Consider the following 26,133-nt stretch of genomic DNA (forward strand, 5'->3'; position numbering starts at 1 on the left):
ACACCAACCGTCGCATTCCATATTGCCTGCGTTATTGACTTTTCCGACTTTATTCTGGTCGTACTTTTTTCTTAAATGAAATCATAAATGTTCTACCAGGACATCAATGAAAGAAGGCAAGTTCTAATCGCATAGGGAATGGAGCATGGAGCTATCAATCCACTGACTTTATAAAAACGGAGACCAATTCCATAAACACTTTGTGCTACTCTTTATTCCAATTGTTCTTATAAACTTTTCCGGAAGTGTCATTAGCAAGACGATAACCATGTTCACCAAAATAATCCCTTTGGGCTTGTACCAAGTTGGCGCTGGACTCCCCGGTGCTCATACCATAGAAATAATTGATAGCGGCAGACATAACCGGCATGGCCACACCTGCTTTCAGCGCAGTACCAACCACCTCCGCCATGGCTGTAGCATTCTCTTCAAAAGTTTGCTGAAGTACTGAAGACTCCATCAGGCTGTTGGCTTTCTTAAATACACCCGAAAGCTTCTCCATCAAACTGGATTGGATGATGGAGCCACTGGTCCAGCAGCGAGCAATTTCACTCATGTCTAAGCCCCAATTTTCATCGTCCCCTACTTTTCTGATCAATGAAAACCCGATTTCATGGTTGATCAAGCGTCCCATTTCGTAAGCCCCTTTTAAAGAGCTTAGCATCTCTTTCTGATCTATCTCCACCGCTTTTCGATCATATTTTTTGGCCATTGCCACCCTTTGAGCTTTCTTGCTAGAGATCAACCTTGCCGTTACCGCAGCAGTTAGCGGCGCATAAGGCACTCCGTATTTAGCGGCAGTGCTGACCGCCCATCCCCCTGTACCGGTCTGCTCGGCCACATCCAGGATCTTATCCAACAACAAATCTCCATCTTCCTCGTAGTTCAGTATGGCCAAGACTGCATCCATCAAATAGCTATCCGCTCCTTCCTTGGCCCATTTTTTAAATACTTTCACGATTTCTCCTGTGGACATTCCCAGCCCCTTCCGCATCAATGCGTAGGTTTCTGCCAAGAGCTCCATTTCACCATATTCAATGCTATTATGTACCATTTTGATAAAATGACCTGCTCCATCAGGCCCCACATAATGCATACAAGGCTTTCCATCCTTGTCCTTTCCGGCTATCTTTTCTATAAAAGGCTTAATCAAAGCAAAGCCCTCAGAAGTTCCCCCCGGCATTAATGAGGGACCTTTTCTTGCTCCATTCCGGCCACCTGAAATCCCCATGCCCACAAAATGGATCCCCGGCCCTTTGAGGTATTGCTGCCGCTTGGCACTGTCCTCAAAGTAAGAATTACCCCCATCTATGATCACATCCCCCTTGTCTATAAATGTCAACAATCTGGCTATCTGCTGGTCAATGATCTGGCCAGCAGGAATCATCATCAGGATTTTACGGGGCTGTTCCAAGGATTCCACAAATTCATCCAATTTGTCAAAAGGTAAAACTCCCTTCATATCTGGGTTGGCATCCACAAACTTCTGTGCTACATCCTCCTCTACACCTTGAAGGGTTCGGTTGTACACACTGATCTTGATGCCTTTTTCAGCCATATTTAGGGCGAGGCTACTGCCCATCACGCCCATTCCAATAATTCCGAAGGAAGAAACTGCTTTTTTGTTTTTGAGGTTGCTCATAATGTCTTGAAGTATTTTTTCAGGTGTTTGATCAATATTGATGTGTTCGGCATGCTTGGGAACTTCCAGTGTGTCAAACTGTGAATTCAACAGTTCCTCCGGCATATAGTGCCCCTTTCTTTGTGCCATCCGACTGCTGATCAGCTGTGGGTTCCCTTTGAGAAAAAACCAACTGACCTGTACCGCCTTGCTTACCAAAACCCTTCTATAGTCTTCCTTTAATGCCGAACAGGCCAATATCGCTCCGCCTTGTTCTTCCCAGCTGACCATTTCCCTGGACAGACGCTCCAGCCAAGGCGCGCGGTCATTGTCATTGAGCGCGATACCCGCAGTCATTTTGGCCACATTTTCTTTGGGATGAAAATCATCTGCATCATAAAAAGGGAGGCCCATTTTTTTACTGAGCATCCCGCCGATGGTAGTTTTTCCGCTTCCGGACACACCCATTAACAAAATTATCATGCTTTAATTTATGGAATAATTTCAAAAATTATAGTACCACTGACACTTAAAAATTGAAGGTTTAGTTGTATGTAAAATCCTCTTAGTAAAATTGTAAATAATGAAATTTAAGGCACCAAATATTATTGATCAGCTAGCTGTGGACATCATTCACTTTGGCCATATTTGAGAACAATGATTATATTTTTAGAATCTTTGGTCTCTAATTTAAATCAACCCGTTTCTCCAAAACCCATTGGGATAAAGTTTTTATCCCACCTGAAAAACTTTATCGTTTTAGTATATTTGAACAACCTAAAAAAAAGACTTATGACAAATTCCCCTCTTCGGACTTTAGTAGTAGGATGTGGCAATATGGGTGCTTCCCATGCTTTAGCGTACCACCAAATGGATGGCTTTGAGATTTGTGGACTGGTAGCCAGGGGCGATAGTAAACAAATACTCAATGAAAAACTGAAGGCCGATTATCCATTATTTTCAAGTTTTGAAGAGGCCTTGGAAACCACCAAACCAGATGCGGTTTGTATTTCCACCTATCCTGACACCCATGAGGAATATGCATTGAAAGCCTTGGAAGCCGGCTGCCATATTTTTATAGAAAAACCCTTGGCAGATACCGTTGCCGGTTCTGAGAGGATAGTGGAAGCCGCAAAAGAAGCCAACAAAAAAGTGGTGGTTGGCTATATCCTCAGGCACCATCCTTCCTGGATGAAGTTTACGGAGATCGCCCAGGGACTGGGACAGCCACTGGTGATGCGCATGAACCTCAACCAGCAAAGTCATGGCCGCATGTGGGATGTCCATAGAAACCTAATGAAAAGCCTGAGCCCGATCGTAGACTGCGGTGTACATTATATTGATGTGATGTGCCAAATGACCAGCTCCAAGCCAGTAAGGGTATCGGCCATCGGTGCAAGGCTGACCAATGATATTCCAGAGGACAATTATAATTACGGGCAATTACAGATCACCTTTGAAAACGGCTCGGTAGGCTGGTATGAAGCAGGATGGGGACCCATGGTCAGCGAAACAGCCTTTTTTGTGAAGGATGTTTTTGGACCCAAGGGGTCGGCCTCTATCGTGGCCAAGGAAGCTAGTGGAGCAGGCAAATCAGATTCCGTGGATGACCATACCAAAACAGAATCCATCCGCATCCACCATTCGGCCATCGATGCCAAGAATGAATTTGTTAAAAAGGATGAGTGGGTAGAAATGAAGGATGAACCCGGCCACCAAGAGCTTTGCGACCGTGAACAGGCCTATTTCCTCAAGGCCATCAAAGAGGATATTGACCTGGCCTCCCATCTGGAGGATGCCGTCAATAGCCTAAAGGTTGCCTTTGCCTGTGATGAATCCGTAAAGACGGGCAAGATGGTTGAGTTATAAAATTTAAAATACTTGAATCATCAATTAGCGGACTTATTAATCCCCTTTTGATGACCTGTAATATAAAATTCACCAAAGGTGTAGCAGGCCAACAGTATATGGTGGGTAAGTATACCTTTGGTTTACAGGTATATTAGTTGTGCAACATAAAATGAAGACTATTACTAAAATTCAAAATTTGGCTAAGGAATTAGCAAGAAGAATTAAGGCACCGACAAACTTAATGCCGACTTTTAGTTCGCCAATTGGAGACGCAACACCAAATATCGAAGTTGATAATTCAGGACTTTATCATTTTGTGATTTCGGAAAGAGGAACTGAATATGAGCGAAAGATCACTTCTGACTTAAATGATTTAATGTACTGGATTTTTTCTGGTGTGACCTTTTCGATGGCATGTGATTACGAATTAAAAAATAGAATTGAGGACAAGGATTCACGAAGAATAATGTTTGCAAAGCAAGAAGAGTTACTTGGTATTTTAAATAAGGATTGGGAAGAAAAGGAGAGAAAAGAGCATGAATCAATTCTGATTAACAATCCTTTTGATGATTTAGCTGGATTAAGAGCCTCCTATTTCGGAGAATTGAGAGCAAAGGGAATTTCCGAATCAGAAATTAAAAAACTAGCTTATGAAAAGTATCCTGAAAAATAAATCCATAAGGTCATGGAAAAGGAAATAATTGGAAAATGGGTATTCAAGGATGGTAAGACGGTCGCTGATGCAAATTGCCATTTGATTGAATCAATGATTAAAAATGACTTAAAGGAATTTGAAAATAGTGAAGATGGATGGACAAGGCGTTATAAACACGCAAATGGCAGTATTTGGGAATTGACTTATCCTGAAAGTCATTTACATGGCGGTGGACCTCCTAAACTATCCAGAATAGAAAAATAAAAAAAACGTTGCACAATGGCTAAAAAATCAAAGCTGCCCTGCGGGACAGCAGCACTTTTAGCCGAGCCGTTGTAGAAATTCCCCAGACTTAATAAAATCCTTTCAGAGTTTAATTAAAGAGAAATGAAAGCTAAAGGGGTATGAGAAATTATTATTACTCCATTTTTCAATGGAAAAGGCAGAAATATTTCTTAAAAGTCTAAATTTAACTCGTGAGAAAATTCTTAAAAGTAATTACAATATTGGGATATCTTTTATTCGGAGCATTTTGGTCTATGACACTTTATAATGCATTAACTACAAACTCAATTTTTGAAATTTTCAAATTCGAATCTCTTAAAACGACAGAGGTGAAATATTTAGATGTTTCAAATTCTGATAAAATAATAGTAGATTATTCATATGAAATTGGTGGAAATGTTTATTCTAACCAAATAAAAGCCTCAAAGGAAGCTTTTGATAAAAAGGTAGGTATTAAAAACGAACTTCCAGTTAAAATCAATAAAAGTTTTCCAAGTGTCAGTTACATAGTCAACTGGAAACTTAGTACCTATAATAATTTAACTTTATTCCTGTTTTCCATCTTTTTGGGAATGATAATATTCTTTGATTTTGGGGTTGATAAGGATAAATGGATATCAAAGTATTCTAGTGCATTAAATAATTAATAAAACGAAAGAAAAAGCTGCTAATATTGCATATAGCTTATGGAGGGTCATGACGAACATGAAGAGTGTCAGACTCCTTCAGAGTGAACGGCTACCAGCAAGGTTTTCGCACCGTAATCAGCTATGGTTTCGGTGGTCAGGAAATTACTCCAAAATGCCTAGCAATAACGAACACATTAATTATAATAATTTTGTGAGTAAACCGCCACAAGCCATAGCCAAACCGTTGGTGGCTAATTTGAAAAATGACCCTGAATTTTAAATACGTACAAGATTTAGCTATTTCTGAATCCTAGTTCATAAGCAAAGACTGAGACGGAAAATGATAAAAAATAGAAAAGCCAAATGGATCGTAAGACTTTTATTACTCATTGGTACAGTAATATCCATGTTTTTTGTGCCATGGATTTTGGTAAAGGCCTGGATTTTACCCTTACCTGATACTGTCCAAGAACAAGTGGATGAAGCAATTGGATATGGTTTTGACGGCATGATTGTTTATGTGGACCAAGCAGGAAAACCACCAAGACATTATAAGGGTGGTTGGAAAGATAGAGAAAATAAAATTCCAGCCGACCCAAAATCATTTTTCAAAATTGCCAGTATTAGCAAGCTATATACCGCTGTAGCAGCCACTAAAATGGTCAAAGAAAAGCGTTTGTCTTTTGATAAAACACTCGCCGATTATCTTCCAGAACTTGTAGGTAGGATTGAAAATGTTGAAAAAATCACCTTGAGGATGATGATTCAACACCGTTCTGTTATTCCAAATTTCACAGATAATCCAGCTTATTGGGAGAACGAACAAGAAAATGGCAATAATGCTTTGGATTTTGCTCTTGACCTACCAGCCAGTTTTAAACCTAATGAAGGATATGAATATTCAAACACGAATTATTTATTGCTTCGTAGGATTATGGATAATGTTTTAGGGTATAGCCACAATCAGTATATCAAAGAGAAAATATTGATTCCCCTAAAGCTGAATAATACCTTTTTTTCGATTACCGAAGTCGATTTAGATAGTGTTATGAGTGGATATTATGTGGGTTATGAGGAAGATTTTAAAGCCCGTGAATATGGAATGTTGGCTACAGCAGAAGATGTGGGCATATTCTTACGGGCCTTAAACGATGGTTCGGTATTTGACGAGGGAGAAGAGTTAATCTATCCTTATGAATATAATCATGGGGGGGGTTGGTTATTGGTTATCAAAGCCTTGCAGAATACCACAAGGACATTGATGCCGTGGTAGTTCAATTTATCAACACTACGGATTTTGAAGGTTATGAATGGAACTTATCTGAAATCACAATAAACCGAATTGTAAAAATAATTAGAAAGAAAAACTAGCCACAATGGCTTCCATCAAGAACCAAAAGTTCCGATAAGCCCTTTATTTTTTCTTTTTGGCTTCTCTTTGGTTTTGTACCCAATTGTACACTTAGCCTTGTGATAATCACTTTTTAAAATTTACTCTCCTGTAAGCCGATTTTCACTTCCTGTTACCTTTATCGAGCTTCCTGTATACTTGTCTATCCTTCCTGTACGACTATTAAGGCTTCCTGTAAGCGCATTCCCCCTTCCTGTACCCCATAAGAGGCTTCCTGTAGTAAATATTGCCCTTCCTGTCGAACAGGAAGACATGAAAGCTACAGGAAGGGTGTACCAGCCTACAGGAGGCCAACTTTATATACAGGAAGGCTAATTAGTCCTACAGGGCGTCAACTTTACCTACAGGAGGCCAACTTGGGGTACAGGAAGGGTCTAAGGGGTACAGGACGGTACTTTGGCCTACAGGACACTGACTTTGCTTACAGGACGGAATAAAATTTTACGATTTAACAGATTACATACATAAATAACCAATAAACGGCTTACCCGAAATAATCGGGAAAGGCTGCCCAACTATGTTTTAACCGCAATCTTGATAGTCTTAAGAAAATAGTTTATTTTTTGCCTAGATTGCATTTAAAACACTTTACGTTATGCGGCATGCTAAGACAAACACAATAAAATGAAGTACTATCAATTATTTATAGACACTGACAATAATGCTGAAACTTATAATCGTGTGACAGATATATTAGGACTTCAGCCGACAAAAAGTGAAAAGAACAAGACTTCGGAAGACAGATATAGTACTTGGATGTATATAGTCACAGAAACTGAAACAGACCCTTACTTTGATTTTATCAATAATTTCCTTGACATTTTAGAACCGAAATTTGCTAACCTTGAAAAACTAGGTGTGACAAGAGATAAAATTCTGTTTTGGAAGCTCTATGAATATGACCAACAATGTGGAATGGAATTTCATCCTCAAGAAATGGTAAGACTTGGACAAAGTGGAATTCACCTGAATATTGACTGTTGGACAAACAATACGGAAGAAAGCACGACCGCATAACACGGGTTTTGCGTCAGGCGGGCTGACGTGCAAGCTTGGAGATTTGTGTTGCTAATGAAATTTAGTAATAAATTGAAACTTTGTTCTCCGAAACCATTAGTAGTAATTCAATGTTAAAGACAATCAAACATATAATAATTTGTCTACTGACATTTTGGACGATAGACATTTTTGCGAGTCCACAAATGCCAGACTATGTGATTTACAATAAGGATACAATAGCCACTTACAACCTGATTCTTGAACAATATTTGCAACGACAAGACTCGACAGAAACAAAACAACTTTTTGAACTCATATTTCGAGAAGGAGCATTTTTTAATTGTTGGCGGGGTTATCAGGCTATTTATCAGATAAAGAATGACAGTTTATATTTGATTGACATAGTTAATTGTGGAGAACTAAAAAGTGGTAGAATAAACAAAAGCCAATCCGTTGAAAAAATGAAATCCATTTTCGGTAAAAAGTTGAAAAATGGAAAACTTTTTATTGACTGGTTTGAAGGCTACTTAAATTTCCCCTTAAACAATGAAGTCATAAGATGGGACGGAGTTTTCTACACAATATTTGAAAGAGAAAAAGTTTTAACTATTGCAAATGGACTTATTGAAAGAGAAGAAGATTTTAACAATTATATCGATGACCCGAAAAGAATCGACAGGCGTGATAAGAGTAAAATATCCGACCTCCTATTCAAGAAACTGAAAAAGGCGAAATGGAAAAACCCCGATGAATTTGACTGTTCTGAAACATATTTTGTAACAATTAATGAAAATGGAGTTATTTCAAAGGTCAGAATGGCTCTATCTGACCAACAGGTTGATGAATATTACGAACCAAACGAATTCAACTTTTGCATTGACAAAATGATGACAGCTTTAAAAGATTTGAAATTCGACATTATCAAGGATAAGGGAAAACCCATATCCGAAGATATTTATATTGAAATTTATGATTATCCGCAATGATGCCAGTAAGGATAAATAGCAGCAATGATGAGCCTGTCAAATAGTTTTTGACCGAAATATCTTCTGTTGAGCTTATAGCAGAACTCGTCAAGATAGTTTTGCATCATTCTTTCACTTATCATATGGTATGTCTGCAGGTGTTTCTTTAAGTTGCTGATAGCAATGTGTACCCATTTGAGGTTGAAGTGCCCCTTTTCGGTTCCCGAGATCTCCTTGACATGCACATCTATACAATCACCCAGGTCTGAGAAGGTGGTGCTCATATCTGTTTGAAGCACTGAGTTTGGATCAATAAATTCCTTGATCAAATTCTGGGCTGTTTTCGCCTCCAGGTTCTTTATCTTCTTCATCTTAAAATACCTACAGCTTTTGTCGGATTTGCCCGTTTCAAGGTCTTCCAAAACCGTTGATTCGGCCATTACGGCCACTATTGACCGTTTTTGGCTGCCCCTGCCTCTTTTGAGTTTGTGTGGTTTTTTCGTTGCTTTGCCCACGAAGGCCTCGTCATACTCCACCATGTCCTCAAGACTGTAAAGATCATCGCGTTTCCCCATTACTTTACGGAGTTTATGGTACATCCTGAAGACAGGTTCGTAACGCTTCATGCCCAGCTGTCTTTGGAGTTCCAAAGCACTGAAGCCCTTCTTGGTGGCTGTGATGAAGGTCATGGCCAACAACCAGGTCCGGATCGGAAGATTACTGTTTTCCATTACCGTTCCACTTCTGATACTTGTCCTGAAGCTACAGGAAGAGCATTGAAAGGCCTTTTTGTTTGCCAACCAATAATGTCTGATACCTTTGCATCTTTTGCAGATGATACCTGCTTGGCTCCTTTTGTGCCTGATAAACTCGATACAGGAAGATTCGTCAGGAAACCGATTGATGAAGTTGATAATGTTCATGGTCAAAACCGTTTGTCTTGACCCAATTTATTGAGAGTAATAACTCAACTGAAGCAATTGACACCAACTGTCAATGTTAATTTATTTGGCTACTGGTGCTATTGCGGATATACACATTGAAATTTTTGTTGAAGACAACGGTAAAATTGAGAATTGGACAAATTGAAAAAGCACATACCACCATCAAAAGTTCCCATAAAAACTACTCGCCAAATTACTCAAACCTGGTTTACAGCTGCTAGCATGACCGTCGTTTTCCTCCTAAGCCCTTTTCCTTATCAATTCCCTTTCCTTCCATTCTGTTGGGGACATGCCTTCAAACTGTTTGAAAACCCTGGAAAAATAATTGACACTGCTAAAGCCACTTTCAAAGCAAGCTTCGGTGATATTGCTGCCTTTCCAGAGGATTTGCTTCTTGGCCAATTCCAACCTCTCCCTGTTGACAAACCTTACGGGCGTTTCTCCCAGCTCCCTTTGGAAAGCCCTGAAAAATTGGGCGCGTGAAAGGCAGGCCTGACTGGCCAAACCATCCACATCCAAGTTTTGATGTAGGTTTTGCCGGATAAAACGGACCACATGCGCCAACCTATTTCTGGTGCTGAGTTTATCCACATTTTGTAGTAGGTAATGTCTGGCCTGGGTCTGCATCAAGCTGGCAATCAGTTCCCGGGTGGTATTGGAGGCCTTCATCTGCTTTCCAAAGCCATTGTCCACCATTACCCGGATCAGGCTATTGAGATTTTCCTGAACCAATTGGTTGTTCATCAGTAAAAAATTATCCTTGCTCCACGTCCATTTTTCCTCATCTATTTTGGGGAAGTGTTCATTGAGCCAAGCCATGGTTTCCTGTACAAATCCCTCACTGATTTCCAATGCCAAACACTGGGTGGGGTCATCAAAAGTAGCTTCCGGAAAGTCGATGTACATCAATTCGGATGCCGGCATCACAATGGATTGCCCGGGTAAAAACTCAAATGCATCCTGTGACCTAAGGTGCATGATTTTCTTGCCCTGAATCATGCTTACAATTACTGGATTGTCAAACTGCAGGTCAAAATTATGGGCCAGTTTACTGGTTTCATAAACATTCAAAACAGCATGATCTGCCTGATGCGCAGTCCTATGCTCCACTTCTGATTTCGGAGAACTAAAGATCTTGTACTTCTCTTTGATGTTAATGGTATTCAGCATGCTGGCTTCTGAGTTTACGCTAATCTTATGGATAAATTAATCAAAATACGATGGTAGTCCAAGCCTTTGCTAAAAATGAGATTATTGTGCTAATGGATGAAACTATCCTGAAAGAGTAATTAAAGGAATTTGGTCAACTTTATCCTAAACCAAAATAACCAGTAATAATGACAACTATTGCACAAGAGAAGCCAGCTACCCTACTGGCACGCCCAGAATTTAAATCCCATTATGACAATTTCATTGGCGGTAAATTCGTCGCTCCAGTAGGAGGAGAATATTTTGACGTCATCAGTCCGGTAGATGGCAAGGTCTTTACCAAAGTAGCCCGAAGTAAAGCTGCTGATATAGAATTAGCCTTGGATGCCGCACATAAAGCTTTCCCTAAATGGAGCAAAGCATCTGCCACCGAGCGGAGCAATGTCATGCTCAAAATCGCAGACCGAATAGAAAATAAACTGGAATACCTAGCAGCCGTAGAAACCATTGACAATGGTAAACCAGTCAGAGAGACCATCAATGCTGATTTGGCGTTGGTGGTCGATCATTTTAGATATTTTGCAGGAGTCATCAGGGCCGAAGAAGGCTCTGTAGCCGAGCTCGATGCACATACCGTCTCCATGAACATCAAAGAACCTCTTGGTGTGGTGGGACAAATCATTCCTTGGAACTTCCCTATTCTCATGGCCACCTGGAAAATCGCTCCGGCCATGGCAGCGGGTTGCTGTACAGTGGTCAAACCAGCCGAGCAAACCCCAGCTTCCATCATGGTATTAATGGAGCTCATCGGTGACTTGATTCCCGAAGGGGTAGTCAATATCGTCAATGGCTTTGGTCCCGAAGCGGGCAAACCTTTGGCCCAGTCACCCAGAGTAGCAAAGGTTGCCTTCACAGGAGAGACCACCACGGGCAGGCTGATCATGCAATATGCCTCTGAAAACCTCAATCCTGTGACCATGGAGCTGGGAGGCAAATCTCCTAATGTCTTCTTTCCTTCGGTCATGGATGCTGACGATGAGTTTTTGGATAAATGTATTGAGGGAGCTGTAATGTTTGCCCTCAACCAAGGAGAAGTCTGTACCTGTCCTAGCCGTATTTTGGTCCATGAAAAAATCTACGATGCTTTTATGGAAAAGGTCGTGGCAAGGGCCGAAGCCATCAAAATGGGGCATCCTTTGGACAAAACAACGATGATGGGTGCCCAAGCTTCCCAAGATCAATTTGAGAAAATCCTCAATTACATTGACATCGGAAAACAAGAAGGTGCTGAAGTGCTCACAGGCGGTAAAGCGGCCAACCTGAACAGTGGCCTTGAAAATGGCTATTACATCCAGCCCACCTTGCTCAAAGGCAACAACAAAATGCGTGTTTTCCAAGAAGAAATATTTGGTCCTGTAAGCTCTGTGACCACTTTCAAAAATGTGGAAGATGCGATTGATATTTCCAATGACACCCTTTACGGTCTGGGTGCTGGCGTATGGACCCGTGATGCGCATGAGGCCTATCAAGTACCCCGAGCCATCAAAGCGGGCCGGGTTTGGGTCAACTGCTACCACGCCTATCCAGCACATGCGCCATTCGGCGGCTACAAAAAATCAGGGTTTGGCAGGGAAACCCACCTGATGATGCTGAACCATTATCGCCAAAATAAAAACATGTTGATCTCTTATGACAAAAACAAACTAGGATTTTTCTAGGAGTATTGTTTGGGTTAAGAAGGGGGCTGAGTGGATGCGGCTCCCTTTTTCTTTTCATCAAAACAAAAGATCATGAGCTATCAAAGAATAGGTATTACCGATGCAGCAAAGGCATTGATCGATCAAATCAGGGCGGAGCATGGCCCCTTGATGTTCCACCAAAGTGGTGGCTGTTGTGACGGCTCCAGCCCCATGTGCTATGCCAAGGGGGAATTCAAAACAGGAGCGTCTGATGTTTGGCTAGGGACTGTCCATGACTGCAACTTTTATATGTCCTCGGATCAGTTTGAATACTGGAAACACACCCACCTCACCTTGGATGTTACAGACGGAAGAGGTGCCAGTTTTTCGTTGGAGATTCCTTACGGGAAACGTTTCTTGATCAAAAGCAGGATGCTTACTGAAGAAGAGCTCGCAGACTTGGAACCAGTTAAAAGTGGGGAATTATAGCATATAAAAAAAGCCAAGCCCAACTCCCTACAGGATTCGGACTTGGCTTTGGATTTTTCTATATGACAATCTGTATCAAACCTGCCAGGTTTATTACCCTCAAAGTCTCCATTTGGATTTTAGAGTTTTGAAACCTGGCAGGTTTAGTCATCCGCAACTCGCTGTCTCATGTCTCCATACTCAAGACTACTAATCCACCAACTTGATCACATAACTGTATTCAAATTGCTTATCGGTCAAGAGATATTCCTTATGAGGATATTGTCCCCAGCTATTGTCTCCGCCTAATCCACGTTGTTTCCAGTCGATATGTAAGAAAACTGAATTATGCGTTTTGATATCTGTAGGATGTTGTTGTTTTTTATTCAAGCCTGGATCCAAATCCTCCGTCTTCACATCCAAAGCACTTACGCTTAATGGCTGCATACCCTGGATCTGCACACCCTGACCTTGATCATTCCTTAATTCCAACCATCTCACATCGGTTTTATTTCCTGACTCTTGAGGCCGAATATAGTCCCAATGGAATTGATTGGCTACCTTATCCTCATATAGCCCTACAAAAGATGAATGCTTCCTGTCACTATAATTTTCCCATGGTCCCCTGCCGTAGTAGCTAAGGTTCTCATATTGCCCGGGCAGCAACATGCGCATGCCATACCTCGGCAATTCCGGCAAGTCCCTTCCTTCCAGATCCAAAACTGCCGTAACCTTTACTGCCCCATCCTTTTGGATTAAGTATTCAACCGAATAGGGTGCTGCAATATTGGTCAACTCATATTTCACCAAGATGGGCAAACCTTCCTCAGTTTCTTCCCCCAGGCTGACATCCTGTACTTTTTGTCCTTGGTGAGCAGCTCTCCAAACACCTAACCTTGCCGGCATGTGGTTACCAAAATCATTGTCTGTCGGTGCCCTCCAAAAATAAGGACTTGGAAAATCCCGAATCAACCAAGGCTCTCCCTCTTTCAATGTATATTTTCTGAACCTTCCCCTTTTCAGGTCAAACTCCCCGGTTACTTTTGCTGTAGAGAACGAAAGAATATCATCTTGTTGCTCCCATTTCAAATCTCCACTTGGTTTTTCCAAGGCCCTGAAATAAGCCCCATCATTCATACCAAATTGTTCCCTGGCCACTTCATGATGAGCAGGAATCAGAGGGCTAGCACTTTTTGTATAGGCAAAAACATTCAAGAAACACTCTTTGGCATCATCTTTCACATTTGGAATAGCCAAGGTGATACTTTTGCTACCATGAGGAGCCAAGTCAACCGTAAACTCTTTTGACTCCACTACCTTGCCATTTTCCAACCATTCCCATTTGAAATGATAATTTTTAAGGTCGGTAAAGTCATTTAAGTTTTGGATCTGAAGCTTATCATCTTCCCAATCGAAAAGCACATTTTGATACACTTTTTTCACTTCGTTAAGACCTGGGTGGGGCTTCCTGTCCGCAGTTACCAATCCATTGGCACAGAAATTTTCATCATTCTGGAAGAAATAACCTCCTAGGTCTCCCCCGTAGGCCCAAAACTTCCTTCCATTGTCATCTGTTGTCAATAGACCCTGATCTACCCAATCCCAGATAAAACCACCCTGCATCTGTTTGCTACTCATGATGATATCCCAATATTCCTGGAAGTTCCCAGTACTGTTCCCCATGGCATGGGCATATTCACACATGATAAAAGGACGTGTTTTGTCTGTCGATTCCGCATAATTCTTCATACTATTGATTCCAGGGTACATTGGACAAACAATATCTGTATCTTCGTTTTCACCTGCCTGCTCAAACTGTACCAAACGGCTTTCATCACGTTCCTTCATCCATTTATAGGCCTCATAAAAAACAGGTCCGTTGCCGCACTCATTACCCATGGACCAGATGATCACAGATGGATGGTTTTTGTCTCGCTCCACCAAACGGTGTATCCGGTCCAAATGTGCTGGAGCCCACTCTTCTCGATAGGCTGGATGCCTGTCCTTGTTAAACCAACCCTGCCACTCTGCTCCCATTCCGTGGGTTTCGATATTAGCTTCATCGACTACATATAAGCCATATTCATCGCACAGCTCATACCATTCAGGCGCGTGGGGATAGTGGCTCATCCTTACGGAATTGATATTGTTTTGCTTCATCAGTTGGATGTCTTTGAGCATCACCTCATGATCTGGCACATGCCCTTTTGTTTCATGATGTTCGTGCCTATTGACACCTTTCACTAAAACCGACACCCCATTGACCATTAACTGGGCATCTTTGATCTCCACGGATCGAAAACCTGTTTTCTTACTTACAGCGGCCAAAGTATTTCCTTGGTCATCATTGAGCTTGATAACGAAGCGGTAAAGGTTAGGGAATTCCGCACTCCATTTTTTTACATTCCTAATGGTTGAAGAGAACTTTACTGGTTGATCAAAATCAGTAATGGTTTTCTTTTGGGAATAAACCACTTTTCCTACTTCATCCATCAAGTCAAAACTTAGGGATGTAGCCTTTCCTTCCCCCTCAAAATCCCTCAAGTTAACAGTCGCATCCAGTACCCCATGTTTGTAATTGGCATCTAGGCCACTTTTAACAAAGAAATCCCAAATGGTTTGTTTGGGCACTGCCTGTAAAAACACCGTTCTTTCGATTCCGCTTAGTCGCCAAAAGTCCTGGTCTTCCAAATAACTTCCGTCATGCCATCTAAAGATTTGAACAGCCAAGATATTTTTGCCTGCTTTCAGGTAATCCGTAATGATAAACTCAGCTGGGGTCTTAGCTGCCTTGGTCATGCCCACTTCTTCTCCATTAAGGAAGACCCTGGCATATCCGGAAATCGATCCGAAATGCAGGATCACTTCCTCATTGTCCCAATTGGCCGGGATGGAAAAGGTTCTCCTGTAAGTCCCTACTGGGTTATACTGATTGTCAACAAAAGGAGGGTTGGCGGGAAAAGGGTAGGACACATTCGTATAAACGGGCATGTCATATCCTTCCAATTCCCAATTTGAAGGTACCTTTATTTCATCCCAGTGCTGGTCATTAAAATCAACTTTATAGAAATCTGTGGGACGATCCTGAGGCCGTTTGACCAGAGAAAATTTCCATAGGCCATCCAAGCTTTGGTAACTTTCATTGGTTTCTTTATTTCCTATGATGGCTTTTTCCTCAGAAGGGTAGGTGATAAAATAAGCCCTGGCAGCCTCCTTGTTTCGGTCAATGATACCTGGGTTCTCCCATTCGTTTTGATCAGACTGAGCTTGCAGGAAGCCAAACACCAAGGCCACCAACCCACTAGTCATCAAAAGTTTCTTTAAATACATGATATAATTTGGTTAAATAGGTTTTAATTCAATTCGAAAGGAATAGCCCTTTTTAAGTAGGCTACAGTTTCATTGACAAGTAGTGATCAAAGGTAAAATTTGGATCAAATCGCTGGTAGCCTACTGCTTTTTTTCAAAACATTTTCACATCCATTCTCACACCTCCCCTTCTGCTATAATCATCAATATTAAGCCAGCTCCTTTAAATCAAAGCGCTGACATAATTTTATTCAATTCCTTTGATCCCTTCCACGCTAGGCTCAACGGGAATTATATTTCCTTCAGCATCAAAGGTCAGCTTATCAATACAAACTTCCCGATGATATCCTGCTGCCCTGCCCATCGAAATACCGTGGGGGCGGGTAAAGCGATGGTATACTATATACCACTCATCCTTCCCGGGAACCTGGATCACAGAATTGTGCCCAGTTCCGTAGATTCCTTTCTCCGGGGCCTTGGCAATGACCATATTGTTTTCTGGAATGGTCAATGGTCCCATGGGAGAATCCGCAAAGGCATACCTCACCCGATAATCTTCATCTCTGGTATCATTCTCTGACCATAAGAAATAGTACTTTCCGTTTCTAAAGAAAACTTCCGTCCCTTCGCGAAAGGTATGATCCGGAGTCAGTACCTTCAGCTTACTTTTATCAAAGCTGACCATGTCATCATTCAACGGAACTGCTGCCAGATAACCATTGCCCCAATACAGATAATCCTGACCAGTGCGAGGATCTGTAAAGACATCAGGATCGATTTCCTGACCACCTCTAATTCCATCAGGCCTAAAATCTACCAATGGTTTGCCTGAATCCACAAACGGTCCAGATGGATCATCTGCTACAGCTACACCCACCTTTTGTCCTGCAGTGAAATAGTAAAAGTACTTGTACTCCCCATTTATCTTCTTTTCAATCGCACAAGGTGCCCAAGCATTTCTGCTCGTCCAAGACACATCTTTGGTCAAATCCAAAATCACTCCATCATCTTGCCAATTGGTCAGATCCTTTGAAGAGAAAGACTTAAAATAAGTCCCTGACCATCCTGTGAAACCATCACTGGTCGGGTATAAATGGAATTTTCCTGTTTTCTCAGAATAGATAATTTCCGGATCTGCATAGTAACCTTTTAATGCAGGATTATGGTCTGCTCTGGCAATAACTTGAAATACTTTCTCCGTCTCATCAGGCATGGTCAAAGTGTAATCCACCGGCCCTTTACTAAAATCCTGAGGTCCGGAAGGGCTGATTTCAAAGCCTGTGAACATCTCAAACTGAGGGTTAATTTGGCTCAAATCTGCGCTATTCTTTAGCGGTAAATAAATGGTTCCTAACTGTTGATCCAGCATCACATTGTTGCCATAAATTTGGTCGGAGTTGGTATTCATGATCCAGTTTTGATCATCGATTCCATAAGCCTCTATCAAGCTTTTAGCCTCTTCCATCGAAATGGGCAATACTGTCCCATGGCGCGGATGAAAATTCATGTTCACCCGATCATCGATAATACTAAAATTTTCCAAATCCGTGCTCTCTGTAAACTGGTAAGCTCCCTTCATGTACACATCGTACATCAAGATATATTTGTCCGTATCGTTCAGCTTAAAGATCCCTGAACCCTCCACTGCCTCATCAGTCTGCTGAAGGTATTTGTCCTCCATTTTATAATCTCCTGTCAATTGATCTGAAACTGCTTTCTTGATTCCATTTCCATGCCCCTCTGTTTTAAAAAACAAGTGGTATTTCCCATTATGGAAAATGATATCTCCATCGATACAAGACTTTCCCTCTGGATGGAAAAACAATTGTTTGGGAGTGGTTTCAAGCGCAGTGAAATCTTCATTGGCATAAGCATAGTAAATGATATCAGCGCCACCTTCCTGCAACATTGAAAAATACACCATGTATTTTTTTGTCTCAGGATCATAGATGGTTTGTGGTGCCCATACCCGTTTCACATCACCAAATTCATCAGGAAACACTTCTGGAATCTGAACCGTATGATGCGTCCAATGAATCAAATCTTTGGATTTAAGCATTATCATTCCGGTATTGGTCCAGCCATCTTCAGGAACATAGAGGTCTGTCAATACCATATAAAAATCCCCATCTTCTCCCCGAAGGATATGAGGATCCCTAACACCTCCCCTGACACTGATACTATCCGCAGCAATCACAGGCTTGTTATTGTTCAATGCCCTAAAATCAAAGCCATCCTGACTGATAGCATAATGGACCGCCTCCTCTCCTGGGCCGTTGCCCGTAAAATAAGCAAATAGGTAAGCTTCAGTTTTGGGAGCTGGGGCATTGCAAGCCGTAATCAAGGCGGTTGCAAATGCCAAAGCATACAATGGGTTCAATAGGTATTTCATCTCAATTGGTTATGATGGTAATTTGTTTTAACCCTCTAAAATATTAAATGTTTTATTTACACTTAAATGAATGTAGAAATATTTACTTCTTTAATCCGTGTAGATAACCGCTCCACCTTCAGATAGAAGTTTCAATTTCACCTTCCCATTCTTTTTCACTTCCAATGCTGCATTTCCAGCACTTCGATCATCCTTGTCGAATAGTAGAGTTGCTTTTTGACCAATAAGCATAGGCAATTCGACGGTGAGTTGTTTTTCCTGACTTTCTCCATTTACAGCCACCACATACCATTTTTGCCCTTTTCTTCGGGCCATGACAATATGTTTCCCCGGCTCCCCATCAATTAAAACCGTCTCATCCCAGGTTGTTGGAACTTGACGCATGAAATCCAACACATGGGCTGGCTGCTCTTCCAGATTGTTCGGAGTAATGCCAAAATGCTGTACAGGTGAGAAATACAATACCGAGGTAGCCAGCTCAAAGGCATCAGTGGTTTTGCGGTAATTCCCCTTATTTTGGGGATCCCTTCCCAGTCGCTTATTGAAAAAGACAGGGGCAAAGTCCATTGCTCCCACAGCGTTTCTAATGAAGGGAAGTAGGGTAGCATTATAAGCCTGCTTGTCTGTATGATATTGATTGAAGATCAGGTTTTCCGAAGCCAATACAGCCTCAGACGTGACAAAATTAGGGTACATCCGCTCCCAACCTCTGGGTAAGGTACAGCCGTGGAAAGTGATGACCAAGCCATAATCATTGGCATCGGTCAAAATATCTTCATAGAGCTTCATGGTCTCCTGTTTATCGCCTCCAAAAAAGTCAACCTTAAGTCCCTTTATGCCTATGCTTTGCAACCATTCCATTTCCCTCTTTCGGGAAGGTGCTGAATTCATACAGTCCTGAGGCCCTTGCGGAGCATTGTTCCACCAACCATTGGAATTGTACCAAAGCAATACTCCGACCCCTTTTGAGGTAGCGTATTTGACCAGATCTTCCATTCGCGCCCTACCGATGTTATTGTCCCAATAATTATCTATCAGGACAAATTCAAAATCCATTTCAGCAGCCAAATCAATAAACTTGACCTGATCATCATAATTGATGCTTTGATCCTGCCACACAATCCAACTCCAAGTTGACCTGCCCATTTCAAAAGGCTGGGAGGCTTCATAAAGTGGCTTGACCACATCAAATGCCACTGTGGATTCAACTATTGGCTTAAGCGTTTTACCTACTGTGATGGTTCTCCAAGGAGTATGGGCAGGAAGGGCCATTGCGGCAAAAGTTCCTCCTATTCCGTTATTCTCTCCCTCCTGGGGGAATTCCAATGGGTAAAAACCCTTATCACTTCCTTCTCCAAGTCGTGCTCCTACGTACCTACTGTCCACCCCTGTTTCCGAAATTAAAACCCAACCCTTATCTGCTATTTTAAACAAAGCTGGAAAAGTATAACCCACTCCATATTTGGAAGGAGTTCCCATGGCTTCATCAAAAGTATACTCCTCTTCATAGCTTGGTTTGGTGTTCATCCACCCGGTCATCGGCAAGGCTTGCGGAGTAATAAAGGAAGTTGCTACATCTGGAAGGTCAAAGCCTGTCGCCTCTCCCATCACCAGCATGTTGGTGGCTTCTCCTCCCGGGGTAACTTTATAGGAAAAAGCCACATCATTGTTGCTCACCCTAAAAACTGTGCTTAAGGTATCTCTATTGGCGTTGATAAATTGGCAAACCAATTCATTTGCTTTGTAATTCACCTTGCTGATTTTCCCCCGGTCCATTTCATAGGACTCATCGATTGAATGAGTCTCTTGGGACACAAACTCCAGTGCTTCCGAAAAGTCGCCAATGGATGTTTTCAATCCCAAAGGCGAAGGCTCTAAGAACACCTCTCCCCCATATTCAATGGTATAAACAGGCTTACCATTTTCCAGTTTAACCAAAACTGCCAATTGTCCATCTGGACCTTTGACACTTTGGCCTTGGGCCATGGCACAAAGACTTAAAAAATAAACCAATCCTCCAATAAAATACCTTTTCATTGTCTTTAGCTTTAAATCAAATTCATTATTACTAAAATGCCCCTTACTGCAAATATCGCAACATCGCCTCTACCAAATAATAGTCCCCATAGGTAAGTGGCACATCAATCTCAGAATTTTCAGGAATATGCCCTACACCATGCTTTAATAAAAACCCACCGTTGGTTCCTTCCGCCGCAATATATTCTGGACCTGTTAAAGTATTGATCATTTGCTTCGCATCTTGGCCATACTTTTCTGCTTTACCTGCTTCTACATATTCCGCTAATTCCAATAATGCAGAAGCCATAATGGCCCCCGCAGAGGAATCTCTCAACTCATCGGGAATATTGGGGGCATCAAAATCCCAGTAAGGGACTTTATCTTCAGGCATGTTTGGATGATTTAACACAAAGTCTGCAATGGCCACTGCCTGATCCAAATACTTTTGTTCCTTGGTTACGCGATACATTACCGTATAGCCATATAAGCCCCAAGCCTGTCCTCTGGCCCAAGCAGACTCATCCGCATAACCTTGAGCCGTTCTCTTTTTATTCACCTCACCAGTTTCGGGGTCATAGTTAAGCACATGGTAAGAGCTGTGATCTTCTCGGAAATGATTCTTTAAAGTCGTATCGGCATGTTTGATGGCAATATCATAGTAAGTGGAATCACCTGTTGCTGCTGTAGCCCAAAAGAGTAACTCCAAATTCATCATATTATCTATAATAACCAAAAAATCTCCCTCTTTGGAATCCCACGATTTTATTGCTCCTACTTTTTCACTAAACCTTGTCGAAAGGGACTGGGCACTTTGGATCAATATTTCTTTGTATTCAGGTTTGGGATCAAGTCTAAAGGCATTTCCAAAACTACAATACATCATAAATCCCAAATCGTGTGTGGAAGTATTGTATTGCTCCTTTTTGAGTAAATCCAAAGCTCGGTCAGCTTCGCCTTTCAACACCTTATCAGCATTGTATTCATTTAAATAAAGTAGTGTCCCTGGATAGAATCCACTGCACCACCAGCCTGAACCGCTACCCTCAAACTTATCGGTCTTGGGGTGGTATGTTTTCGGAAACTCCCCTTCCGGCAACAAGGTCATCATATGCTTGTATTGGACAGCAGCACGGTCCAAGGCTTGGCCAATTTGATTCCCTAAACCATCAACCACCTCTGTTTCCTTCTCGATCTTATCTTTATTATTTGTGTTTTGTCCACAGCTAGCGGCCATCATTCCGGCCGTAATTAAAAAGACATACCAATGCTTTTTCATGTTTTCTCTTTATAAATAGGTTTAACAGTATGTTGCTAATTTATTTGACTTCTAATATTCTAATAGGGCTTGAACGGCCTTCAGCAAGTCCCTCACCATCTATTTGAACTACATCTTGGACGAACAGGTGAAGCTTCTTTTTGCGTTTCCATAACTCAATATCATAACTTGGTTCCCACTGCCCCACGGATGTCTGGGTCAGGTCAATCAACTCCCATTCTCCATCTCCCAAATTGGGCGAGTAGGCCATAGAGACCTTATTGCCCCGCTCTTCATCATTGAAAATGAGGTACAATGCTGTTTTGCCCCAATGCTGATCCACCAATACTTGCGGACGGGAAATAGGAATGCGCTTGGTTCCCCCTCCGCCTAAAGTAAATGAGCTCTGCCGAAATCCCGGGCTTGCCTTCTTCCACCCATCCTTATCTTTATAAACAATCTGATACTGCGTACGGTCAGCATCATTCCAATAGGAAACAATATACGGGTGGCCTTTTTTGTCTGCATAAATGGCTGTTTGATTAATCAGACTGCTCTTCTGAGGAATTTCCCATGCATACTCAGCAGATGCTGAATTGATGGGCAAGCGATAAACTGCACCGCTGGACTTTTGCCAAGTCTTGCCTCCATCTTCAGATTTTGCATAGGCCATATCATGGTTGGTAGATACATCCCAAGTCTCCCTCCAAACCCATGAAAGGTGAATCGTTCCTTTTAGGTCTACACATGCTTGCCAATATGCATTTCTTTCTCCCTCACCATCGATCAGGTTATTGTGCACCTGGCTCCATGTTTTACTTGTGAGGTCATACCTATTCATCACCATGTTACCTCGCCCGGACTCACCCGAACGATAAAAAAACACCAGATCCCCATTGGGTAAATTGTGAAATTCAGGATAGGTAACATCCTGTTCCAGCTTGCCGGTCATGGGTGTTGGTTTGCCCAGTTCAAGACTCAAAGGAGCTGTACTTTTGGCATAGTGAAGCGGGTTGTTATGATGATCCCAACTGACATGCAAAAAACCATCGCCATCCACTGCAATGCTGATGGTATTGTGGGCATCAGCCGTGTTTCCTTTATAATCTGTTTGTTGTACTTCCCAAGAGCTACTTCCAAGTTTCCGTTTGGCCAATACCAAGTGACTACTTGTATCATAATATGCAGTGAACTGGGTATCCTTAAAAGTGGTCACCGAGTTTCTCCTAAAAATCACCGCATTGATAGAATTATTTGCCCAACCTTCTCCCACTACAGTTTCATGGGTTTCTTGTCCAAGTGGCTGGCTTACTTTGCAGGCTGAAAAGACCCAAAGAACCCCTATCATTGCCCTGCTTAAATTTCGAATATTCATTTTACTCCTTTTCTAGCCTGTACCTAGTGTTTAAATTAATTATTTTTCGGCATGGTCACGAGTGGCATCACCACCTGACCATATTCTTTTCTGTGTCCAGTCTGTTGCTTGGTCAGACCAAAAAGTGGCATTATTTGGCAAGCCCAAAACCAAAAACACCTCAGTACAGAGGTAAAGGCTTCCAGTAGAAATATAGGGTTCAGCTACCTCAGGTTGATGGCCATAAAAACCGAGAGTCAACCATCCATCTTTATCAAACATGCTATTTTCAGCTTCCATATGTTTTCGGATGACCGCTTCCAACGCTCCCCTCACTTGGGCTGGCTTTATATTATCCGGAAGTTCCTCCCAAAGGGCAATTTGAGACAAGGACTGAAAAGCCCCAAAACGATAGGCCATTGACCTTCCGATCACTGGATAGGTGCCTTCAGGAGAAATCAACCTTTCCTGAATGGCAGCATAACGCTGGCCCCTTTTCAAGAACAATTCAAAATCATTCCCCATGTTATTGCCATGCTCTTTAAGCACTTTCGTGATATCCAGTAGCATCGGTTGGATGACGAAACTATTGTAATAATCCCAGTGGAATTCCGGCCCATCTCCATACATGCCATCACCCAAATACCACTCTTTGTGCTTATTAATGGGATAGGCTAAGCGTACCATGTCTGCTTCGCCATCAAACTTCAACAACGCCGCTTCCACCATCCCTGTAAACAACAGCCAATTACTGTAATAAGGAGAAATCTCTCTAGAGGATTTTAAGGCAGCGATTACATTGGCCTTGGTATCAGGAGAAAGTGGTTCCCACAGTTGCTTGGGAGCTCTCAAGAGTCCTTGCGCAAAAAATGCCGCATCTACCAAGGGTTGACCATGTTGGGTAAAATTCATAAAGTCCGGAGAATCAGGATCCGTGGCATTATGAATTGCCTTTTGGGCCAGTTCAATGTATTTGGCCCGCAGTTTTCCTTCTGTCGTATTATCTGCACCCAACTCCAACCAAGGTGCCATTCCTGAAAGGAGTCTTCCAAATGCTTCCAGATAAGTTACCTCCTCTCTACCTCCATATGCATCAGCTGTTTTTTCTACTGGCATGGTCGCCTTTAGCTGATTTTTACTTAAAGCCGTCAGGACAGGGTCTGCTATTTTGGTCAGTGTAGTGACATAATATTCCCTACTTTTTTTACCGTCATTTGTTTCTTGGGCAAAAGCTAGTTGTAATGCCCCAAGTAAAAAAACGCCAATCCCTAACAGGCTTGTTTTTAGAATTTTCATTTTATAAGTTGTTTTGGGTTACGGACAAGCACTAATCGATTTGCTGGTAAACCCGGACATAATCCACTTGATAAGTTCTTGGGAAACTAGTATTGGTTGGATCTCCACCATTTCCTCCAATTGCCAAATTCAGTAAAATATAATGAGGCTGATGAAAAGGATTAAAACCATCTGGGTTGGTGGTTTCATTTAAATCCACCGCATTGAGCAGTTGATCATCAATATAGAGTTTGATAGATTCTTCTGTCCATACCATTTTCCAAATATGGAACTTGTTGGGCCAATCAGGGTCTTGTTTCAAGAATTGGTCAAAAGGGATTTTGCTTTCGTCCCACTGAGAAGCATAAGGTCCGCCCTCCTTTTTCCACGCTGCGTTGGCCAAAATAGTTGCTTCTCCATTTACCCTGTAGTATTCCATTATATCCACCTCACCGTTTGAAGGCCATCCCCTTGAAACACCCAATGTCCAAATGGCCGGCCACATTCCCAAGGCCGTGTCAATCTTGGCCCTTACTTCCACAATCCCATATTGAAATTCTTTCTTTCCTCGCGTATTGATACTCGCTGATGAGTACTGGGCATGTGCTTGGTTTTTGCGCCAGTCATCGCTACCTTCTTCAAATCTTTCATTTTTTACCTGCTCTCTTTTTCCTGTGATGATGAGCAAGCCATTAGCTATTTGTGCATTTTCAGCTTGATAATACTGTAACTCATGATTTCTAACAAGTCCATTTTCATAAGACCAATAAGCTTCGTTAGGCTTTCCATCTTCCTCAAATTCCTCCTGCCACACCAGTTTGTAATCGGTATACTTCTTCTCCACTGAGGTTCCTTGCGCATGGGCGACTGCCCCACAGCAAAATAGTCCAGCAAATAAGATTATCGCTTTAGATAGGTTATTTTGGTATATGCTTTTCATCTTCAATTGATCATTTGCCACACACATTGGGATAGGTCATTAATTATCGTTGAGCAATTACTTTTTCTTAGTTCGTTGCTGACAAATCCTTTATTTTGATATCCTTGAACAACACCCCCTGTCCTTCAGATTGAAGGCCTATATAACCCTCCTTTAGCATTTGTCCGTCCACTTTCAGTTCCGGGTCAAATCTGTGGGCTACCCCTCCGCCTATCTGAGGTTTGGTATAGCGCAAAACAGTATCTCCATTGACCAAGTGGAGAACCAAAGAATCTTCAAAAACAATCAAATCAGCATCTACCCATTCATCCCATTTGTAGGTGGCAGAGCTCGAGTTGATACAATGTCTTGGATCCATTTCTCCTTCGAAAAAGACCTCCGTGCCTGGTGAGCACATATTTCCTGTTGGGCGTGGCACACCTTCTTCGGCCTCAGCCAGCATTTGCCATTCCACCGAAATAGGCCAATCCTGCTCTTTCAATTGGCTTTCAGGCGATTGGGAATGAAACATGACTCCACTATTGCGGTAAGTGTAGCTAGGTGCGTCCTCCAACCACTCATCTGTGAATCTGTATTTCCACTTCAGGTGAAAAGAGGAAAAAGGTTTCTCATAAAATAAATGTCCATAACGTTCATCAAAACCTTCATCATAGCCATCATACTTTACCAAGATAGCACCATCTTCTGCACGGAAGGTATTGCGATAATTTTCTCCTGATTCATGGTGATGGATTTTAGGAATCCAGCCCTCCAAATTTTCTCCATTGAAGAGCGTTTGCCATTTTTCTTGGGAATTTTGGATTGACGATGTTTTTTGGGCTTGCGAACATGAGTTTCCCAAAATGAGGCAGCTTATAGCCGCCATAAAGAGAGCGTATTTCATTTCTAGTTGATCTGTTGAAATCCCTAAAATAGGCATTCACAATGAATAGA

At 41.9% G+C, this 26,133-nt stretch carries 21 protein-coding genes; 9 read left to right on the top strand and 12 right to left on the bottom strand.

Annotation, left to right across the window (positions count from 1 at the left end; genetic code table 11):
- Positions 1 to 205: 205 nt before the first annotated feature.
- Positions 206 to 2,104 (bottom strand): NADP-dependent phosphogluconate dehydrogenase, encoded by a 1,899-nt coding sequence (gndA, locus tag JL001_RS02075; RefSeq protein WP_200974465.1) that lies wholly within the window; start codon positions 2,102 to 2,104, stop codon positions 206 to 208.
- A 309-nt stretch (positions 2,105 to 2,413) separates the two neighbouring features.
- On the opposite strand from gndA, the gene JL001_RS02080 reads away from it, so the two are divergent.
- The 5 genes from JL001_RS02080 to JL001_RS02100 all read left to right on the top strand — a co-directional run bounded on the left by JL001_RS02080 (position 2,414) and on the right by JL001_RS02100 (position 6,314).
- The gene (locus JL001_RS02080; RefSeq protein ID WP_200974466.1) at positions 2,414 to 3,490 is read left to right on the top strand and encodes a Gfo/Idh/MocA family protein; all 1,077 of its coding nucleotides are present in this window, start codon (positions 2,414 to 2,416) and stop codon (positions 3,488 to 3,490) included.
- Between the two features lie 151 nt (positions 3,491 to 3,641).
- Positions 3,642 to 4,145 (top strand): Imm63 family immunity protein, encoded by a 504-nt coding sequence (locus tag JL001_RS02085; protein ID WP_200974467.1) that lies wholly within the window; start codon positions 3,642 to 3,644, stop codon positions 4,143 to 4,145.
- A gap of 12 nt (positions 4,146 to 4,157) precedes the next feature.
- Positions 4,158 to 4,391, top strand: a complete 234-nt coding sequence (locus tag JL001_RS02090) for an Imm27 family immunity protein (protein WP_200974468.1) — start codon at positions 4,158 to 4,160, stop codon at positions 4,389 to 4,391.
- Between the two features lie 212 nt (positions 4,392 to 4,603).
- On the top strand, positions 4,604 to 5,059 hold the full coding sequence (locus JL001_RS02095) for a hypothetical protein (RefSeq protein ID WP_200974469.1): 456 nt from the start codon (positions 4,604 to 4,606) through the stop codon (positions 5,057 to 5,059).
- Between the two features lie 322 nt (positions 5,060 to 5,381).
- The gene (locus JL001_RS02100) at positions 5,382 to 6,314 is read left to right on the top strand and encodes a serine hydrolase domain-containing protein (protein ID WP_370567347.1); all 933 of its coding nucleotides are present in this window, start codon (positions 5,382 to 5,384) and stop codon (positions 6,312 to 6,314) included.
- 218 nt (positions 6,315 to 6,532) lie between these two features.
- On the opposite strand, the gene JL001_RS02105 is transcribed toward JL001_RS02100, so the two are convergent.
- Positions 6,533 to 6,706: a hypothetical protein gene (locus tag JL001_RS02105; RefSeq protein ID WP_200974470.1), complete on the bottom strand. Its 174-nt coding sequence runs from the start codon at positions 6,704 to 6,706 to the stop codon at positions 6,533 to 6,535.
- Positions 6,707 to 7,076: 370 nt separating this feature from the next.
- On the opposite strand from JL001_RS02105, the gene JL001_RS02110 reads away from it, so the two are divergent.
- Together JL001_RS02110 and JL001_RS02115 are read left to right on the top strand one after the other, a co-directional pair.
- Entirely contained in the window at positions 7,077 to 7,469 is a 393-nt protein-coding gene (locus tag JL001_RS02110) for a hypothetical protein (protein WP_200974471.1), read from the top strand.
- 374 nt (positions 7,470 to 7,843) lie between these two features.
- Positions 7,844 to 8,437, top strand: a complete 594-nt coding sequence (locus JL001_RS02115; RefSeq protein ID WP_200974472.1) for a hypothetical protein — start codon at positions 7,844 to 7,846, stop codon at positions 8,435 to 8,437.
- Here JL001_RS02115 and JL001_RS02120 read toward each other — a convergent pair.
- Both JL001_RS02120 and JL001_RS02125 read right to left on the bottom strand, forming a co-directional pair.
- Positions 8,425 to 9,339, bottom strand: a complete 915-nt coding sequence (locus JL001_RS02120) for an IS1595 family transposase (RefSeq protein WP_200974473.1) — start codon at positions 9,337 to 9,339, stop codon at positions 8,425 to 8,427. The two genes, JL001_RS02115 and JL001_RS02120, sit on opposite strands and share 13 nt — an antisense overlap.
- 261 nt (positions 9,340 to 9,600) lie before the next feature.
- The gene (locus JL001_RS02125) at positions 9,601 to 10,530 is read right to left on the bottom strand and encodes a helix-turn-helix domain-containing protein (protein ID WP_200974474.1); all 930 of its coding nucleotides are present in this window, start codon (positions 10,528 to 10,530) and stop codon (positions 9,601 to 9,603) included.
- 167 nt (positions 10,531 to 10,697) lie between these two features.
- Between JL001_RS02125 and JL001_RS02130 the strand changes: the two genes are divergently transcribed.
- Complete coding sequence (locus tag JL001_RS02130) at positions 10,698 to 12,227, top strand: aldehyde dehydrogenase family protein (RefSeq protein WP_200974475.1); 1,530 nt, start codon at positions 10,698 to 10,700, stop codon at positions 12,225 to 12,227.
- A gap of 72 nt (positions 12,228 to 12,299) precedes the next feature.
- Complete coding sequence (locus tag JL001_RS02135) at positions 12,300 to 12,677, top strand: DUF779 domain-containing protein (RefSeq protein WP_200974476.1); 378 nt, start codon at positions 12,300 to 12,302, stop codon at positions 12,675 to 12,677.
- Between the two features lie 189 nt (positions 12,678 to 12,866).
- On the opposite strand, the gene JL001_RS02140 is transcribed toward JL001_RS02135, so the two are convergent.
- From JL001_RS02140 to JL001_RS02175, 8 genes are all read right to left on the bottom strand, one after another.
- On the bottom strand, positions 12,867 to 15,986 hold the full coding sequence (locus JL001_RS02140; protein WP_200974477.1) for a glycoside hydrolase family 2 TIM barrel-domain containing protein: 3,120 nt from the start codon (positions 15,984 to 15,986) through the stop codon (positions 12,867 to 12,869).
- Positions 15,987 to 16,212: 226 nt separating this feature from the next.
- Positions 16,213 to 18,357 (bottom strand): family 43 glycosylhydrolase, encoded by a 2,145-nt coding sequence (locus JL001_RS02145; protein WP_200974478.1) that lies wholly within the window; start codon positions 18,355 to 18,357, stop codon positions 16,213 to 16,215.
- A 90-nt stretch (positions 18,358 to 18,447) separates the two neighbouring features.
- Entirely contained in the window at positions 18,448 to 20,394 is a 1,947-nt protein-coding gene (locus tag JL001_RS02150; RefSeq protein ID WP_200974479.1) for a glycoside hydrolase family 97 protein, read from the bottom strand.
- Between the two features lie 43 nt (positions 20,395 to 20,437).
- Positions 20,438 to 21,652, bottom strand: coding sequence for a glycoside hydrolase family 88 protein (locus JL001_RS02155; protein WP_200974480.1), 1,215 nt, complete (start codon positions 21,650 to 21,652; stop codon positions 20,438 to 20,440).
- 40 nt (positions 21,653 to 21,692) lie between these two features.
- Positions 21,693 to 23,006 carry a BNR repeat-containing protein gene (locus JL001_RS02160; protein WP_200974481.1) on the bottom strand — a complete coding sequence of 438 codons (1,314 nt, stop codon included), beginning with the start codon at positions 23,004 to 23,006 and terminating at the stop codon, positions 21,693 to 21,695.
- Between the two features lie 39 nt (positions 23,007 to 23,045).
- Positions 23,046 to 24,281 (bottom strand): DUF2264 domain-containing protein, encoded by a 1,236-nt coding sequence (locus tag JL001_RS02165; RefSeq protein ID WP_200974482.1) that lies wholly within the window; start codon positions 24,279 to 24,281, stop codon positions 23,046 to 23,048.
- 31 nt (positions 24,282 to 24,312) lie between these two features.
- Complete coding sequence (locus JL001_RS02170; protein WP_200974483.1) at positions 24,313 to 25,200, bottom strand: family 16 glycosylhydrolase; 888 nt, start codon at positions 25,198 to 25,200, stop codon at positions 24,313 to 24,315.
- A gap of 67 nt (positions 25,201 to 25,267) precedes the next feature.
- Entirely contained in the window at positions 25,268 to 26,083 is an 816-nt protein-coding gene (locus JL001_RS02175) for a DUF1080 domain-containing protein (protein ID WP_200974484.1), read from the bottom strand.
- Between the last annotated feature and the right edge of the window lie 50 nt (positions 26,084 to 26,133).

The sequence above is a fragment of the Echinicola sp. 20G genome (assembly GCF_015533855.1).
Taxonomy (GTDB): domain Bacteria; phylum Bacteroidota; class Bacteroidia; order Cytophagales; family Cyclobacteriaceae; genus Echinicola.

Excerpts from the sequence above, each read along its gene's own strand:
- JL001_RS02105 (WP_200974470.1), bottom strand. The coding sequence starts at position 6,706 with ATGTCTTCCTGTTCGACAGGAAGGGCAATATTTACTACAGGAAGCCTC.
- JL001_RS02145 (WP_200974478.1), bottom strand. The coding sequence starts at position 18,357 with ATGAAATACCTATTGAACCCATTGTATGCTTTGGCATTTGCAACCGCC.
- JL001_RS02155 (WP_200974480.1), bottom strand. The coding sequence starts at position 21,652 with ATGAAAAAGCATTGGTATGTCTTTTTAATTACGGCCGGAATGATGGCC.
- JL001_RS02175 (WP_200974484.1), bottom strand. The coding sequence starts at position 26,083 with ATGAAATACGCTCTCTTTATGGCGGCTATAAGCTGCCTCATTTTGGGA.
- JL001_RS02120 (WP_200974473.1), bottom strand. The coding sequence starts at position 9,339 with ATGAACATTATCAACTTCATCAATCGGTTTCCTGACGAATCTTCCTGT.
- JL001_RS02085 (WP_200974467.1), top strand. The coding sequence starts at position 3,642 with ATGAAGACTATTACTAAAATTCAAAATTTGGCTAAGGAATTAGCAAGA.
- JL001_RS02150 (WP_200974479.1), bottom strand. The coding sequence starts at position 20,394 with ATGAAAAGGTATTTTATTGGAGGATTGGTTTATTTTTTAAGTCTTTGT.
- JL001_RS02080 (WP_200974466.1), top strand. The coding sequence starts at position 2,414 with ATGACAAATTCCCCTCTTCGGACTTTAGTAGTAGGATGTGGCAATATG.
- JL001_RS02165 (WP_200974482.1), bottom strand. The coding sequence starts at position 24,281 with ATGAAAATTCTAAAAACAAGCCTGTTAGGGATTGGCGTTTTTTTACTT.
- JL001_RS02135 (WP_200974476.1), top strand. The coding sequence starts at position 12,300 with ATGAGCTATCAAAGAATAGGTATTACCGATGCAGCAAAGGCATTGATC.
- JL001_RS02140 (WP_200974477.1), bottom strand. The coding sequence starts at position 15,986 with ATGTATTTAAAGAAACTTTTGATGACTAGTGGGTTGGTGGCCTTGGTG.
- JL001_RS02090 (WP_200974468.1), top strand. The coding sequence starts at position 4,158 with ATGGAAAAGGAAATAATTGGAAAATGGGTATTCAAGGATGGTAAGACG.
- JL001_RS02125 (WP_200974474.1), bottom strand. The coding sequence starts at position 10,530 with ATGCTGAATACCATTAACATCAAAGAGAAGTACAAGATCTTTAGTTCT.
- JL001_RS02130 (WP_200974475.1), top strand. The coding sequence starts at position 10,698 with ATGACAACTATTGCACAAGAGAAGCCAGCTACCCTACTGGCACGCCCA.
- JL001_RS02110 (WP_200974471.1), top strand. The coding sequence starts at position 7,077 with ATGAAGTACTATCAATTATTTATAGACACTGACAATAATGCTGAAACT.
- gndA (WP_200974465.1), bottom strand. The coding sequence starts at position 2,104 with ATGATAATTTTGTTAATGGGTGTGTCCGGAAGCGGAAAAACTACCATC.
- JL001_RS02160 (WP_200974481.1), bottom strand. The coding sequence starts at position 23,006 with ATGAATATTCGAAATTTAAGCAGGGCAATGATAGGGGTTCTTTGGGTC.
- JL001_RS02100 (WP_370567347.1), top strand. The coding sequence starts at position 5,382 with ATGATAAAAAATAGAAAAGCCAAATGGATCGTAAGACTTTTATTACTC.
- JL001_RS02170 (WP_200974483.1), bottom strand. The coding sequence starts at position 25,200 with ATGAAAAGCATATACCAAAATAACCTATCTAAAGCGATAATCTTATTT.